The sequence below is a fragment of the Pseudomonas sp. NPDC077649 genome (assembly GCF_044542855.1).
Taxonomy (GTDB): domain Bacteria; phylum Pseudomonadota; class Gammaproteobacteria; order Pseudomonadales; family Pseudomonadaceae; genus Aquipseudomonas.
The window spans coordinates 103,365-118,998 of sequence record NZ_JBITVF010000008.1 but is presented as its reverse complement, the minus strand read 5'-3'; the positions used below and the strand labels follow the sequence as shown (position 1 = coordinate 118,998).

11 protein-coding genes are annotated in these 15,634 nt (G+C 67.7%); 7 read left to right on the top strand and 4 right to left on the bottom strand.

Annotated elements, in window-relative coordinates; genetic code table 11:
• Positions 1-122 precede the first annotated feature (122 nt).
• Together ACIGFL_RS21145 and cysS are read left to right on the top strand one after the other, a co-directional pair.
• Entirely contained in the window at positions 123-1,790 is a 1,668-nt protein-coding gene (locus tag ACIGFL_RS21145; RefSeq protein WP_397498462.1) for a glutamine--tRNA ligase/YqeY domain fusion protein, read from the top strand.
• Positions 1,791-1,940: 150 nt separating this feature from the next.
• Complete coding sequence (cysS, locus tag ACIGFL_RS21140; RefSeq protein ID WP_021445883.1) at positions 1,941-3,323, top strand: cysteine--tRNA ligase; 1,383 nt, start codon at positions 1,941-1,943, stop codon at positions 3,321-3,323.
• Between the two features lie 51 nt (positions 3,324-3,374).
• On the opposite strand, the gene ACIGFL_RS21135 is transcribed toward cysS, so the two are convergent.
• Positions 3,375-4,652 carry an MFS transporter gene (locus ACIGFL_RS21135; RefSeq protein ID WP_397498461.1) on the bottom strand — a complete coding sequence of 426 codons (1,278 nt, stop codon included), beginning with the start codon at positions 4,650-4,652 and terminating at the stop codon, positions 3,375-3,377.
• Positions 4,653-4,833: 181 nt separating this feature from the next.
• Here ACIGFL_RS21135 and ACIGFL_RS21130 point away from each other — a divergent pair, with 181 nt between their 5' ends.
• The gene (locus tag ACIGFL_RS21130) at positions 4,834-7,614 is read left to right on the top strand and encodes an AMP-binding protein (protein WP_397498460.1); all 2,781 of its coding nucleotides are present in this window, start codon (positions 4,834-4,836) and stop codon (positions 7,612-7,614) included.
• A gap of 73 nt (positions 7,615-7,687) precedes the next feature.
• On the top strand, positions 7,688-8,323 hold the full coding sequence (locus ACIGFL_RS21125; RefSeq protein ID WP_397498459.1) for a DUF2459 domain-containing protein: 636 nt from the start codon (positions 7,688-7,690) through the stop codon (positions 8,321-8,323).
• Positions 8,324-8,377: 54 nt separating this feature from the next.
• Here the strand turns inward: ACIGFL_RS21125 and ampC are convergent, their stop codons facing one another.
• From ampC to ACIGFL_RS21110, 3 genes are all read right to left on the bottom strand, one after another.
• Positions 8,378-9,556, bottom strand: a complete 1,179-nt coding sequence (gene ampC / locus ACIGFL_RS21120) for a class C beta-lactamase (protein WP_397498458.1) — start codon at positions 9,554-9,556, stop codon at positions 8,378-8,380.
• A 107-nt stretch (positions 9,557-9,663) separates the two neighbouring features.
• Positions 9,664-10,470: an alpha/beta fold hydrolase gene (locus ACIGFL_RS21115; protein ID WP_397498457.1), complete on the bottom strand. Its 807-nt coding sequence runs from the start codon at positions 10,468-10,470 to the stop codon at positions 9,664-9,666.
• Between the two features lie 13 nt (positions 10,471-10,483).
• Positions 10,484-12,322, bottom strand: coding sequence for a sigma-54-dependent Fis family transcriptional regulator (locus ACIGFL_RS21110; RefSeq protein ID WP_397498456.1), 1,839 nt, complete (start codon positions 12,320-12,322; stop codon positions 10,484-10,486).
• A gap of 260 nt (positions 12,323-12,582) precedes the next feature.
• On the opposite strand from ACIGFL_RS21110, the gene ACIGFL_RS21105 reads away from it, so the two are divergent.
• The 3 genes from ACIGFL_RS21105 to ACIGFL_RS21095 are packed head-to-tail and all read left to right on the top strand — an operon-like array spanning position 12,583 to position 15,634.
• Complete coding sequence (locus ACIGFL_RS21105; RefSeq protein WP_397498455.1) at positions 12,583-13,677, top strand: ABC transporter ATP-binding protein; 1,095 nt, start codon at positions 12,583-12,585, stop codon at positions 13,675-13,677.
• The gene (locus ACIGFL_RS21100) at positions 13,677-14,774 is read left to right on the top strand and encodes an ABC transporter ATP-binding protein (RefSeq protein ID WP_397498454.1); all 1,098 of its coding nucleotides are present in this window, start codon (positions 13,677-13,679) and stop codon (positions 14,772-14,774) included. Before ACIGFL_RS21105 ends, ACIGFL_RS21100 begins: the two co-directional genes overlap by 1 nt.
• Positions 14,771-15,634 carry a carbohydrate ABC transporter permease gene (locus ACIGFL_RS21095; protein ID WP_397498453.1) on the top strand — a complete coding sequence of 288 codons (864 nt, stop codon included), beginning with the start codon at positions 14,771-14,773 and terminating at the stop codon, positions 15,632-15,634. The genes ACIGFL_RS21100 and ACIGFL_RS21095 overlap by 4 nt, the downstream gene beginning before the upstream one ends.

The window sequence follows — 15,634 nt, the reverse complement described above, 5'->3', positions numbered from 1 at the left end:
CTCGCCCTTCGGGCCAGCCTTTGGCTGTTACTCCCGTTGGTCGTTGCGCCTTGCTCTGGCTGCCTCGCCTACGTTTTTAGAGGTTCCCCCCTGCGCCGCGCCAGCATGATCTTAAGGACCCCATGAGCAAGCCCACCGTCGAAAAAGCCGCCAACTTCCTGCGCCCCATCGTCCAGGCCGATCTGGACAGCGGCAAGCACGCCAAGATCGTCACCCGCTTCCCGCCGGAGCCCAATGGCTACCTGCATATCGGTCATGCCAAGAGCATCTGCCTGAACTTCGGCCTGGCCCAGGAGTTCGGCGGCGAGTGCAACCTGCGCTTCGACGACACCAACCCGGCCAAGGAAGACCAGGAATACATCGATGCGATCAAGGCCGACGTCGAGTGGCTGGGCTTTTCGTGGGCCGGTAGCGAGCGCTACGCCTCCGACTACTTCGACCAGCTGCATGCCTGGGCCATCGAGCTGATCAAGGCCGGCAAGGCCTTCGTCTGCGACCTCAACGCCGACGAGATGCGCGCCTACCGCGGCAGCCTGACCGAGCCGGGCAAGAACAGCCCGTTCCGCGAGCGTTCGGTGGAGGAGAACCTCGACCTGTTCGCCCGCATGAAGGCCGGCGAGTTCGCCGACGGCGCCCGCTCGCTGCGCGCCAAGATCGACATGGCCTCGCCGAACATCAACCTGCGCGATCCGATCCTCTACCGCATCCGTCACGCCCATCACCATCAGACCGGCGACAAGTGGTGCATCTACCCCAGCTACGACTTCACCCACGGTCAGTCGGACGCCATCGAGGGTATCACCCACTCCATCTGCACCCTGGAGTTCGAGGACCATCGCCCGCTCTACGAGTGGTTCCTGGCCAACCTGTCGGTGCCGGCGCAGCCGCGTCAGTACGAATTCGCCCGGCTCAACCTGAACTACACCATCACCAGCAAGCGCAAGCTCAAGCAGCTGGTCGATGAAGGCCATGTGCAGGGCTGGGACGATCCGCGCATGTCCACCCTGTCCGGCTACCGCCGCCGCGGCTACACCCCGGCCTCGATCCGCGCCTTCTGCGACATGATCGGCGTCAACCGCGCCGGCGGCGTGGTGGATATCGGCATGCTGGAGTTCGCCATCCGCGAGGACCTGGACGCCAACGCCGCGCGTGCCATGTGCGTGCTCAAGCCGCTCAAGGTCGTCATCACCAACTACCCGGAGGGCCAGGTCGAGAACCTCGAACTGCCGCGCCATCCCAAGCAGGACATGGGCGTGCGCGTGCTGCCGTTCAGCCGCGAGCTCTATATCGACGCCAGCGACTTCGAGGAAACCCCGCCGGATGGCTTCAAGCGCCTGATCCCGGGCGGCGAAGTGCGCCTGCGCGGCAGCTATGTGATCCGCGCGGACGAGGCCGTGAAAGACGCCGCCGGCAACGTGATCGAGCTGCGCTGCAGCTATGACGAGAACACCCTGGGCAAGAACCCGGAAGGCCGCAAGGTCAAGGGTGTGATCCACTGGGTGCCGGCCGCCGAAAGCGTCGAGTGCGAAGTGCGTCTGTACGATCGCCTGTTCCGTTCGGCCAACCCGGAGAAGGCCGAGGAGGGCCAGACCTTCCTCGACAACATCAATCCGGATTCGCTGGTGGTGCTCAAGGGCTGCCGCGCCGAGCCGTCGCTGGCGCAGGCCGCGCCGGAAGAGCGTTTCCAGTTCGAGCGCGAAGGCTACTTCGTCGCCGACCTGAAGGACTCGCAGCCGGGCAAGCCGGTGTTCAACCGTACCGTCACCCTGCGCGACTCCTGGGGGCAATAACGGCTGTCAAATTGCTGCGCTCGATCATGCTGTGTTGAAGCGAGGTTCGGAATGCTCATGTACTGCAGTACATTCCGCTTCCTCACCCCGCTTCGCCTTGCCTGATCTTCGCTCGCTGCTTTGAAAGCCGTTCTTGAGGAATCTGAAAAGATGCTGAGCATTTACAACACCCTGAGCAAGACCAAGGACGCCTTCCAGCCGCTGGAAGGCAACAGCGTGCGCATGTACGTGTGCGGCATGACCGTCTACGACTTCTGCCATATCGGCCACGCCCGCGTCATGGTGGCCTTCGACGTGGTCACCCGCTGGCTGCGCCAGCGCGGCTATGATGTGACCTACGTGCGCAACATCACCGATATCGACGACAAGATCATCAAGCGCGCGCAGGAGAACGGCGAGCCGTTCGAGGCCCTGGTCGAGCGCATGATCAAAGCCATGCACGAGGACGAGGCGCGCTTGAGTGTGCTGCGCCCGGACATCGAGCCGCGCGCCACCGGCCATATCGCCGGCATGCACCAGATGATCCAGACCCTGATCGACAAGGGCTACGCCTACGCCCCGGGCAATGGCGACGTGTACTACCGCGTCGGCAAGTTCGAAGGCTACGGCAAACTGTCGCGCCGCAAGATCGACGAGCTGAAGATCGGCGCGCGCATCGAGGTCGACGAGATCAAGCAGGACCCATTGGACTTCGTCCTGTGGAAGGGCGCCAAGCCCGGCGAGCCGTGCTGGGATTCGCCCTGGGGCAAGGGCCGTCCGGGCTGGCACATCGAGTGCTCGGTGATGTCCACCTGCTGCCTGGGCGAGACCTTCGACATCCACGGCGGCGGCCCGGATTTGGTGTTCCCGCACCACGAGAACGAGATCGCGCAGAGCGAGGCGGCCACCGGCAAGCTCTACGCCAAGGCCTGGATGCACGCCGGCGCGGTGCGCGTGGACGGCGAGAAGATGTCCAAGAGCCTGGGCAACTTCTTCACCATCCGCGAAGTGCTGGAGAAGTACCACCCCGAGGTGGTGCGCTACCTGCTGGTGTCCAGCCACTACCGCAGCCCGATCAACTATTCCGAAGACAGCCTCAAGGAAGCCAAGGGCGCCCTGGAGCGCTTCTACAACGGTCTGAAGGGGTTGCCGGAAGTGGCACCTGCCGGCGGCGAGGAATTCGTCGAGCGTTTCGGTGCGGCGATGGATGACGACTTCAACTCGCCGGAAGCCTGCGCTGTGCTGTTCGAGATGATCCGCGAGGTCAACCGCCTGCGCGAGACTGATGTCCAGGCTGCCGCCGGCCTGGCCGCCCAGCTCAAGCAGCTGGCCTCCGTGCTCGGTGTGCTGCAGCTCGAGCCGGATGCCTTCCTGCAGGCCGGCGCCGCCGGTAAGGTCGACGCCGCCGAGGTCGAAGCGCTGATCGCCGCGCGCCTTGCGGCCCGCGCCGAGAAGAACTGGGCCGAGAGCGACCGCATCCGCGACCAGCTCACCGCCATGGGCGTGGTGCTGGAAGACGGCAAGGGCGGCACCAGCTGGCGCCTGGCCGAGTAACAGATTGCGCAGGTAACACGACAAGGGCCGCTTTCGAGTGGCCCTTGTCGTTTATGCCAGCGCCGCGCGCCGGCCGCGCTCCAGGTCGACGCTGGCCAGGATCAGCAGGCCGATGACGAAGTAGCTGCCAGTGATCAGCATCGCCAGGCGGTGGTCGCCGCCCGACAGCCAACTGGTCAGGCCGTAGGTCATGGGGCCGAGGATGGACGCCAGCTTGACCGCCTGGCCCCACAGGCCAAAGAACTCCGCCAGGCGCGTCGACGGCGCCAGTAGCCCGACTATGGCGCGCCCGGCCGACTGGCTGGCGCCCATGCACAGGCCAGCGAGGTTGGCGGCCAGCCAGAACAGCCCCGGCCCCTGGGCCGCCCAGACCAGACCGACCATGGCGATCCAGCCCAGCAGGGTGAGGCTCAGGGTGGCGCGGTGGCCGATGCGGTCCTGCAGCCAGCCGAACAGCACCGCGCCGATGGCGGCGGTGACGTTCACCGCGAAGATCAGTAGCAGGGTGTCCTGGGTGCTGAAGCCCATGACCTGGTCGGCATAGATGGCGGCCAGGGTGATCACCGCCGAGATGCCGGCCTGGTAGCACACGGTGCACAGCAAAAAACGCAGCAGGTCGCGGTAGCGCCCGGCCTCGCCCAGGGTCTGGGCGAGGCGTGCCCAGGCCGCCCGTGCGCCGGTGGCGGCGCCCAGCTGCGGCCGGCTGCGCTCGCGCAGGAAGAGAAAGGTGGGCGTGCAGGCGATGGCGAACAGCGCCGCGGTGATCAGCATGCAGGCCGGCACGAACTGCTCGGCACTTTGGCCCTGTGCCTGCGCCCAGGTCACGTAGGCCAGGCAGGCGCCCAGGCTGACCAGCCCGCCGATATAGCCGAAGCCCCAGCCCCAGCCCGAGACCCGGCCCAGCGCCTCGCGTCGGGCCAGTTCGGGGAGGAAGGCGGCGATCAGGTTCTCGCCGGTGCCGAAGCAGAAGTTCGACAGCACGATAAAGATCAGCGCCACGACCAGCGTGTCCGGCCCGGCCAGTGCCAGCCCCGCGGTAAACAGGATGCAGCCGAGGGCGCTGACCAGCAGCAGGCGCTTCTTGCAGGCGAGGGCGTCGGCATAGGCGCCGAGCAGCGGCGCACTGAGGATGACCAGGGCATAGGACAGGGCGATTGCGCTGGTCCAGGCCAGGGTGCCCCAGGCCTGGCCGCCGGCCACCACGGCGACGAAGTAGGCGTTGAACACCGCGGTGATCACCACCGTGGTGTAGCCGGAGTTGGCGAAGTCGAACATCGCCCAGGCCCAGACTTCTCGGCGGCGTACGCCGGGGGCGAGACTGCTTGGCATGCGGCTCTCTCTTTCATCGCGTTGGTAGCTGCAAGCCTAGCCGGGGGTGGCCGTCTCGTCAGGCGGAACGCCCATCTTGCCTATTGGGCGCATAATGGCCACTGACCTACACAACCTGTGAGGGTCGCCGATGTCTCGTCCGCCACCGTCAACCAAGGCCGCGCCGGGTTGCGAAAGGGATGTGGAGCGCCTGCTGGAGATCGTGCGGCACACCGTCAGCGAGTTGCGCCCGCAGGCCGCGACTGCGCTGCAACCGGGCCTGGACAGCGTGCTGGATCGCGATCTGGGCCTGGACAGCCTGGCCCGCGCCGAGTTGTGGGCGCGCATCGAGCAGGAATTCGGCGTGCGCCTGCCGGATAGCCTGTTCGCCAGTGCCGAGACCCCCGCCGACCTGCTGCGGGCGCTGCAGGGGCGCACTGCGCCGGCGGCCGCCGCGTCGCCCGTCGTCGCGCCCGACACCGAGGCGGACACCGCCCGGGTGCCGGCGACGGCGCAGACCCTGATGCAGGTGCTGGAGTGGCACGCGCGCCGCCACCCGCAACGCACCCACGTGCACCTGCTGGGCGAGGGCGACGAGCAAGAGGACATCAGCTACGGCGCTCTGCACCGCGGCGCCCAGGCGGTGGCCGCCGGCCTGCAGCTCGGCGGCCTGCGGCCGGGACAGGCGGTGGCGCTGATGCTGCCCACCGGGCGCGACTTTCTCTACGCCTTCTTCGGCATCCTGCTGGCCGGCGGGGTGCCCGTGCCCATCTATCCGCCCCTGCGCCTGTCGCAGATCGAGGAGCACCTGCGCCGCCAGGTCGGCATCCTCACCAACGCCGAGGCGCGGCTGCTGATCACGGTGAGCGAGGCGCGCCTGCTGGCCCGCCTGCTGCGCCCGCAGGTGCCGAGCCTGCGGCGTATCGCCAGCGTCGCCGAACTGGCCGGCGAGGGCGGTGGCTGCGTCACGCCGGCCAGGGGCGCGCAGGACCTCGCCTTCCTGCAGTACACCTCGGGCAGCACCGGCCAGCCCAAGGGGGTGATGGTCAGCCACGCCAACCTGCTGGCCAACCTGCGCGCCATGGGCCAGGCCCTGCAGGTGGGGCCGCAGGATGTGTTCGTCAGCTGGCTGCCGATGTATCACGACATGGGCCTGATCGGCGCCTGGCTGGGCAGCCTGTACCACGGCGTGCGCCTGGCGCTGATGTCGCCGCTGGCCTTCCTCGCCCGCCCGGCGCGCTGGCTGTGGACCATCCATCGCTTGCGCGGCACGTTGTCGGCGGCGCCCAACTTCGCCTACGAACTGTGCCTGAGCAAGTTGCCCGAGGCGGAGCTGGAGGGCCTCGACCTGAGCTGCTGGCGCCTGGCCTGCAACGGCGCCGAGCCGGTCAACCCGGACACCCTGCGGCGCTTCGCCGAGCGTTTTGCCCGCTACGGCCTGGCCCCGGCCGCGCAGACCCCGGTCTACGGCCTGGCCGAGGCGACCCTGGGCGTGGCCTTTCCGCCGCTGGGCCGCGGGCTGCTGGTCGACCGGGTGCAGCGCGAGGCGTTCCAGCGCCGCGGCGAGGCGCGGCCGGCGGGCGTGCAGGATGACGCGGTGCTGCAGTTCGTCGCCTGCGGCCGGCCGTTGCCGGGGCACCGCATCCGCATCGTCGACGAGCGCGGCGTCGAACTGCCCGAGCGCCGCGAAGGGCACCTGCAGTTCAGCGGCCCGTCCACCAGCGCCGGCTACTTGCGCAACCCGGAGGAAACCCGCCGGGTCCTGCGCGACGGCTGGATGGACTCGCTCGACCTGGCCTACATGGCCGGCGGCGAGGTCTACCTGACCGGGCGCGCCAAGGACCTGATCATCCGCGCCGGGCGCAATATCTACCCCTACGACCTGGAAACCGCGGTGGGCAACCTGGCGGGGCTGCGCAAGGGCTGCGTCGCGGTGTTCGGCAGCCAGGATCCGGCCAGTGGCACGGAGCGCCTGGTGGTGCTGGCGGAAACCCTGGAGCAGGAGGCCGGGCGGCGTCGGCAACTGCAGCAGGAGGTCAGCCGCGTGGTGCTCGAGCTGGCCGGCGTGCCGCCGGACGACATCGTCCTGGCGCCGCCGCACAGCGTGCTGAAGACCTCCAGCGGCAAGATCCGCCGCGCGGCCTGCCGCGAGGCCTACGAGCGCGGCGACATAGGCCGGCCGCGTCTGGCGGTCTGGCGGCAGCTGCTGCGGTTGGTCGGCCAGGGCCTGCGCGGGCAGTTGCGGCGCAGCTGGCGTGATGCCGGCGCGTGGCTCTATGGCCTGTACTGCTGGCTGCTGTTCGCGTTGCTGGCGGCGCCGACCTGGCTCGGCGTGGCCCTGCTGCCGCGGCGGCGCTGGTGTCGTCTGTGGGCGCGGGCCGGGGCGCGCCTGTACCTCGCGCTGTCCGGCGTGTCGCCGGCGGTCGGCGGGTTGCAGCGGCTGTCCACCGCTTCGGTACAGGTCCTGGCCGCCAACCATGCCAGCTACCTGGACGGTCTGCTGCTCTGCGCCGTGCTGCCGCCGCAGTTCGCCTTCGTCGCCAAGCGCGAGCTGGCCGAGCAGCGCATCGCCGGGCGTTTCCTGCGCCGGCTCGGCGCCCACTTCGTCGAGCGCGTCGACCCGCGCGGTGGCGCCGCCGATGCCGAGGCACTGCTGACGGCGCTGGCGGCAGGCGAGTCGCTGGTGATCTTCCCCGAGGGCACCTTCGGCCCCGAGCCGGGGCTGCGGCCGTTGCGCATGGGTGCCTTCGTCCTGGCCGCGCGCAGTGGCGCCGAGCTGCTGCCGCTGGCCATCGGCGGTACGCGCGAGTGGCTGCGCGACGGTCACTGGCTGCCTCGTCGGAGTTCGCTGCGGGTCGAGTTCTGTGCGCCGCTGAGGGCGCAGCAGAACAGCTGGCTGGAGGCGATCCGCCTGCGCGATGCGACCCGTGCGGCGCTGTTGCAGCAGCTGGAGGAGGGTGAGCGGGTGCCGCGCTTCGGTTAGCGCGGCCCGCGTGCACGGATGGGCGGGATCTGGCTTATGGTTGAGCCTGATCCCGGCTGCGAGTCGACCGCCTATGCGCATCCCGTTGCTGTTTGTCGTGCTGCTGCTCGGCTGCGCCACTGCGCCCGAGCCTCCCCAGGCGCCGCCGGATTGCGCCCCGCGCAGGGCGGTGCAGGTGGTCGACCACGGCCTGCACGCCGGCCTGCTGCTGCCGGCAGCCGACCTGCTGCAGCGCCTGCCGGGCCTGGCCGAGGACTTCCCTGGCACGGGTTTTATCGAGCTGGGCTGGGGCGACGAGGGCTTCTACCGCAACCCGGATGCCGGTTTCGCTCAGGGCGTGCAGGCGCTGTTCTGGTCGGGCGACAGCGTGCTGCACCTGGTGCAGCTGGTCGCGCGGCCGACTGGCGGGCAGATGACCCTGGCGCTGGACGAGGCGGGCTACCAGCGTCTGCTGGACTACCTGCAGGCCGGCTTCGCCCTGGATGCCGAAGGTCGGCCGCAAGCGCTCGGCCCCGGCCTGTACGGGCACAGTCGCTTCTACCGGGCCAACGGCCGCTACTCGCTGCTCAATACCTGCAACACCTGGGTCGTCGAGGCGCTGGCGGCGGCCGGGCTGCCGCTCGGCGAGGGCTCGCCGCTGACCGCATCCGGGCTGATGAGGCAACTGCGGCGCCCGGCGCTGGCGGGTTTCATCTGCCAAGCGCCGTGACCGCGCCAGCCTGCAGTCGGCGCCTGCCCGGATTGCATCGGGCTACAGCGACATTCAGCGCGGCAGCGCCTCGAGTATCTGCAGGGCCACCCGCACCCGCTCGGCGTTGGGGTAGTTGCGGTTGGCCAGCAGCACCAGGCCGATGTCCCGTGCCGGCAGCAGCAGGACGTAGGCACCGAAGCCGTTGGTCGAGCCGGTCTTGTTCAGCAGCAGGTCGCCTGTGGCGGGTATGGGCGCGTCGAAGCGCTCGATGGCCTGTGGCTGCAGCGCCATGTCCGCGGAGTTGCCGGCCTGCAGGCGCGCCAGGTCGATGGGGTAGGCGTAGCGCTCCCAGCCCAGGCCCTGGCTCATGTCGCCGACCCGGTAATAGCCGGCCTGGGTCATCGCCACGGCGCGCGGCCAAGGCTCGGGTAGCGCCTCGGGGTGCAGGTTGGCCTCGACGAAACGCAGCAGATCCGCCGCGCTGGCTTTTACCCCATAAGCCTCGGCGTCCAGCATGCCGGGGTTGACCCGCACCGGCTGATCCGCCTTGTCGTAGCCCTGGGCGTAGGCGGGCAGGCGCGAGGGCGGTACCTGGATATAACTTTGCGTCAGGGCGAAGGCCGGAAACAGCCGCCGTTCCATCGATTCGGCAAAAGGCTCGCCCAGGCTGGCGGCGGCCAGGTGGGCGAACAGGCCGATGCTCGGGTTGGAGTAGAGGCGCTGGGTGCCGGTGGCATAGCTCGGTTGCCAGCTGCGGTAATAGGCCAGCATCGACGCGCGATCCAGCACCTGTTCGGGAAACTGCAGGGGCAGGCCGCCGGCGCTGTAGGTGGCCAGGTCGAGCAGGCTGATCTGCTCGAAGGGGCCGCCGCGCAGCTCGCTCAGGTGCTGGCTGGCGCTGTCGTGCAGGTCGAGTGTGCCGCTGGCCGCGGCGTAGGCGCCCAGGGTGGCGCTGAACAACTTGCTGACCGAGCCGATCTCGAACAGGGTGACGTCGTCGACGGCTTGCCCCGTTTCCCTCGAGGCCAGGCCGTAGTTGAAGGTGTAGCGCCGGCCCTCGACGCTCAGGGCGACCGCCATGCCGGCAATGGCGTGCTCGGCCATCAGCGGTTCAATGATGGCGTTCACCGCCGTTTCGATCTGCTGCTTCGCCGTGCTGCCGGCCAGAGTGTCGCCGGCGCCGAGCAGCAAGCCCAGCAGAAACGCTGCACGCAGGCGACTTAAAGTAGATTCTAGGATTTTTAATTTCATTAAAATCAGTTGGTTATTGAGTTTATATGAGGTGAATTGTCATGTTGTGCGCGCTCGTTAGCGCGACGCTGGCGATGCGGCGGCGTCGCCAATGCTAGCCAGTGAGATCAGCGTACAGGGTGATGCAGGGCGAGAAAGGCTGCAATCGCCTCGTTGACCGGCTGCGGGTGCGTGACGGGGCCCATATGGCCGAGACCGGCGAATTCAAGCCGCTCGACCCGGGGCAGGCTGGCCAGCAACAGCTCGGCCACCGCGTGCGCGGCGGCGGTCGAGCGCTCGCCGATCAGGTATAGCACCGGCACGCGCAGCGTGGTGAAGGCCGCTAGCGCTGTGGGCTCGCTGAGCAGCGCATAAGCCCAGCGGCGCACGTTGCGCACCGAGGCGGTGATGGGGGCCTGACGCCGCTCGGGCATCTGCCGCCAGCTGCCGGGCCCCATCCAGTAGTCGATAAAGTGTTCGGCGGCCGCCGCGGGATCGCCCGCATCCAGAGCGGCCGCCGATTGCGCCACTGTCGCGCGAATGCCGTCGGCGGCATTGGGCGGCGGTTGCCGGGCATCGATCAGGGCGAACAACGTCGGTTCGTAGAGCACCAGGGCGGCGATCCGCTCGGGGTGCCTGAGGGCAGCGAGCAGGGCCACCGCCGCGCCGTAGGAGTGACCGACCAGCGCCAGCGGCGCGCCGGCCCTCGCCAGCAGCGGCTCGATCAGCCCGACTTCGTCGCCCAGGCTGATCTGCCGATCCGACGGCCAGTCCGGACTCTTGCCGGCGCCGTAGGCGTCGGGCGCGAGGACTCGGTAGTCGGGCGCCAGGCGCTCCATCAGCGCTTGCCACTGGCTGGAACTGCTGGCGTTGGCGTGCAGGCAGACCACCGCCGGGCCGTTGCCGGCCTCGCGACAGAAGGCTTCGTGTGGCATGCAACCTCCCGCGCTAGACGCGCACGCCTTGCTCGCGCAGGCGCTTGTACAGGGTATTGCGGCTGACGCCCAGGCGCCGCGCCAGGCCTGAGACGTTGCCGCCGCAGGCGCGGTACTGGCTGGCCAGATCGCTGGGCTCGACCGACGATGCCTGCGCCGTACCGGGTGCGCTCGCCGGCAGATCGAGGAAGAAGTCGTCCGGCAGGTGCTCGGTACGGATGGGCTGGTCGTCGGCCATGGCCAGCGCCACGCGCAGCACGCTACTGAGCTGACGCAGGTTGCCCGGCCAGGGATGATGCTGGAACAGTTCCACCACCTCGCGGCTGAGTCCGGCCCATTGCTTGGGCTCGCGGTGCTGCTCCCACAGCCGCTGGAACAGCGCCTGCTTGTCGCTGCGTTCGCGCAGCGGCGGCAGTTCTAGGTTCAGCCCGCTGATGCGGTAGTACAGATCGGCGCGGAACTGGCCGCTGTCGACGTCCTGGCGCAGCGGGCGGTTGGTCGCGGAAATCAGCCGCACGTCCACCGGATGCTGTTCGCTGCTGCCCAGCGGCTGCACGCAGCGCTCCTGCAGCACGCGCAGCAAACGGGCCTGCACCCGCAGCGGCATGTCGCCGATCTCGTCGAGAAACAGGGTGCCCTTGTGCGCCTTGCGGATCAGGCCGACATGGCCCTTCTGGCTGGCGCCGGTGAAGGCACCCTTTTCGTAGCCGAACAGCTCCGATTCCACCAGTTCCGCCGGAATGGCGGCGCAGTTGACCGCGACGAAGGGGTGGCTGGCGCGTGAGCTGGCACGGTGCAGGGCCTTGACGAAGACCTCCTTGCCGGCGCCGGTTTCACCCTGCACCAGGATCGGAATGTCCTTCTCCAGCAGGCGTTCGGCCTGGCGAATGGCCTTGTCCATCCGCGCATCGCCCAGGCTCAGCGCATGCAGCTCGGGTTCGCCGCTGGGGCGCGGTGCGGTCTGCGGGCGGAAATCGCGGGCCTGGATCGGTGCCGGCTGCGCCGGGCGTCGAATCCGCGCATGGAAACGCAACTGGCCGCTGGTGCGCAGGCCGAATGGCTGGCCGTCCGGCTGGTTGAGCAGTTGCTGCAGGGGCACGTCGAACAGCTGCTCGATGGCGCCGTAGGCCAGCGGTTGGCCGAGCAGGTTATCGGCGCGGCGGTTGGCCGAGACCACATGGCCCTGTTCGTCGAACACCACCAGGCCGGCCCAGGGGCTGTCGAGGTTGTCCAGGCTGGTGTTGAAGCTGAGCAGGTGGTACTGGTCGGCGAACAGCTTGAGGATCAGGCGGTTCTCCACCGACTGACTCATCATCTTGACCATGCCGAGGGTATGCGCCGGCGGCAGGTAGCTGTCGCTGGAGACGTCGAGCACGGCGATCATGCGCCGCTGTTCGTCGAAGATCGGCGAGGCCGAACCGGTCATGAAGCGGTTGGCCTTGAGGAAATGCTCGTCGTGCTGGATATGCACGGCCTGGCCGCAACCGAGTGCGGTGCCGATGGCATTGGTGCCGGTGTAGCGCTCCAGCCAGCTGGCGCCGGCGACGAAGCCGGCGGCCTGGCGCGGCTCGATGAAGCGCCGGTCGCCCCAGGACTGCAGCAGCCGGCCCTGCTCGTCGGCCAGCATGATCAGGCAGTTGGAGTTGGCGAGGATGGTGCCGTAGTAGGGCAGCACCTCCTGGTGGGTGGTCTGCACCAAGGCCTGGCGGCTTTCCAGCAGGGCCGAGAGTTCGCCGGGGGGCGGCGGGTCGAAGCGCGGCGTGCTCTGGTGGGTCAGGCCGTAGTCACGGCAGCGCGACCAGGACTCCTGGATGATGGTGTCGTGCGCCGGGGCACGGGCAGCTTCTGTCATGGTGCGATCTCTTCTTGTCGGTTCGCGATCTGCGTCGCGATGGGTCCAGTCTCGTTCAACACTGTTCAATGTCAACGAACGAATTGTTCAGTTGTTCACATTCGACTGTTCAAAAGTGTTCAGTCGAACATCGTCCAGCAACCCGGCTCTGCGCTTATTTCTCTTCTGGAACAGATAGATATTCTGATTTTTGGCGGTCTGGCACGCTTGTCGCTGTAGGTGTTCGAAACCGAATGGCAGCACAAGAAAAAGGACAGGCCATGTCGCTCAAGCTCGAACACGTCACCCGTATCGTCGACGGCCAGGTGCATATCGACGATGCCTGCCTCAGTTTCGAACCCGGCTCCTTCAACGTTCTGCTCGGTCGTACCCTGGCCGGCAAGACCAGCCTGATGCGCCTGATGGCCGGGCTGGATCGGCCCAATAGCGGGCGGGTGCTGATGAACGGCGCCGATGTCACCGGGGTGCCGGTGCGCCAGCGCAACGTGTCGATGGTCTACCAGCAGTTCATCAACTACCCGACCCTGACGGTGTTCGAGAATATCGCCTCGCCGCTGCGCCAGGCCGGTGTGGCCAAGGAGCAGATCGTCGAGAAGGTCGAGGCCACGGCGCGCATGCTGCGCATCGAGAAACTGCTGTCGCGCTATCCGTTGGAGCTGTCCGGCGGTCAGCAGCAGCGCACGGCGATGGCGCGGGCGCTGGTCAAGGATGCCTCGCTGATCCTGTTCGACGAGCCCCTGGTCAACCTCGACTACAAGCTGCGCGAGGAGCTGCGTCAGGAAATGCGCGAGCTGTTCCAGGCGCGCCACACCATCGCCATCTACGCCACCACCGAGCCCAACGAGGCGCTGGCCCTGGGTGGCACCACCACCATCCTGCACGAAGGACGGGTGGTGCAGAGCGGTAGGACCGCCGAGGTCTACCATCGCCCGCAGCAGGTGCTGGCCGCAGAGCTGTTCTCGGAACCTGCGATCAACCTGATGCCGGGGCGCATCAGTGGCACCGAGGTGAGCTTCGCCGATTGCGTGCACTTTCCGCTCAACCCCGATCTGCGCGGCATCGCCGAGGGCGAGTACCGCTTCGGCGTCAGGCCCAGTCATATCGGCCTGGTGCCGTCCAACGACGATGATCTGGAACTGGCCGTGACCGTCGAGCTGGCCGAGATCAGCGGCTCGGAAACCTTCCTCCACGTGCGCAACGAGCAGTTCGTGCTGGTGTTGCACCTACCCGGGGTGCACGAGTACGCGGTGGATGCGCCGATCCTCATCTATATCCCCACCCACAAGCTGTTCGTCTTCGCCGCCGACGGGCAACTGGTGCAGGCGCCCAGCCGCCGTCAGGGGAGGGCCGCCTGATGGCCGAGATTCGTCTGCACAACCTCGCGCACAGCTACAGCGGCGCACCGAAGGCGCCGGAAGACTATGCAATTCGCGAGATGAATCACGTCTGGCAGCAGGGCGGCGCCTATGCGTTGCTGGGGCCGTCGGGCTGCGGCAAGTCGACCCTGCTCAATATCATCTCCGGCCTGCTCAGCCCGTCGCAGGGCGAGGTGCAGTTCGACGGCAAGGCGGTCAACGCGCTGTCGCCGCAGCAGCGCAATATCGCCCAGGTTTTTCAGTTCCCGGTGGTCTACGACACCATGACGGTGTTCGACAACCTGGCCTTCCCGTTGCGCAACCAGGGCCTGGACGAAGCGCGGGTGATGAGCAAGGTGCACGAGATCGCCGAGGTGCTGGAACTGCATCCGCTGCTGCACAGGAAGGCGCGTAACCTCACCGCCGACGAGAAGCAAAAGGTCTCCATGGGTCGCGGCCTGGTGCGCGACGACGTGTCGGCGATCCTCTTCGACGAGCCGCTGACGGTGATCGACCCGCACCTGAAGTGGAAGCTGCGGCGCAAGCTCAAGCAGATCCACGAGCAGTTCAATATCACCATGGTCTACGTCACCCACGACCAGCTGGAGGCCTCCACCTTCGCCGACAAGATCGCGGTGATGTACGGCGGGCAGATCGTCCAGTTTGGCACGCCGCGCGAGTTGTTCGAGCGCCCCGGGCACACCTTCGTCGGCTACTTCATCGGCAGTCCGGGCATGAACCTGATCGAGGTGCAGCGCTGCGAGGGCGGGGTGCGTTTTGCCGGGACGGTATTGCCGCTCTCCGACGCGCTCAACCAGCGCCTGGTCGAGCTGGACGGCAAGCGCCTGCAGGTGGGCATCCGTCCCGAGTTCGTCCACGTCTGGGATGGCGCCTACGAAGACGCGCTGTGCGGTCGGGTGCTGCACGTCGAGGACCTCGGCACCTACAAGATCCTCACCTTCGACCTCGACGGCCAGGTGCTCAAGGCGCGCCTGCAGGAGGATCAGCCGGTGCCGCGCGAGCAGGTGTACCTGAGCTTCCCGGCGCAGTGGCTGATGCTCTACGCCGAAGACTACCTGGTGGAGGTGGCGCCATGAGGGTGCAGAACAACAAGGCCTGGTGGCTGGTGCTGCCGGTGTTCCTGCTGGTGGCGTTCAGCGCCATCGTGCCGATGATGACGGTGGTCAATTACTCGGTGCAGGACATCTTCGATCCGTCCACCCGCTATTTCGTCGGCGTCGACTGGTATCGCCAGGTGCTGCAGGACCCGCGCCTGCACGATTCGCTGCTGCGCCAGTTCATCTTCTCCGCCTGCGTGCTGCTGATCCAGATTCCCTTGGGTATCGCCATCGCCCTGTGCATGCCGACGCGCGGGCGCTGGGCCTCGCTGTGCCTGATCCTGATGGCCATTCCGCTGCTGATCCCGTGGAACGTGGTGGGCACCATCTGGCAGATCTTCGGCCGCGCCGACATCGGCCTGCTGGGCTGGGTGTTGAACAAGCTGGGCATCAGCTACAACTATGCCTCCAACACCATGGACGCCTGGGTGACGGTGCTGATCATGGACGTCTGGCACTGGACCTCGCTGGTGGCGCTGCTGTGCTACTCGGGGCTGCGCGCCATTCCCGACGTCTACTACCAGGCGGCGCGCATCGACCGCGCGTCGAACTGGGCGGTGTTCCGCCATATTCAGCTGCCCAAGCTGAAAAGCGTGCTGCTGATCGCGGTGATGCTGCGCTTCATGGACAGCTTCATGATCTACACCGAGCCCTTCGTGCTCACCGGCGGCGGGCCGGGCAACGCCACCACCTTCCTCAGCCAGACCCTGACGCAAATGGCCATCGGCCAGTTCGACCTGGGCCCGGCGGCGGCGTTCTCGCTGGTGTACTTCCTGATCATCCTGCTGGTGTCCTGGCTGTTCTACACCGCCATGACCCACGACGACAAAACCCGCTGA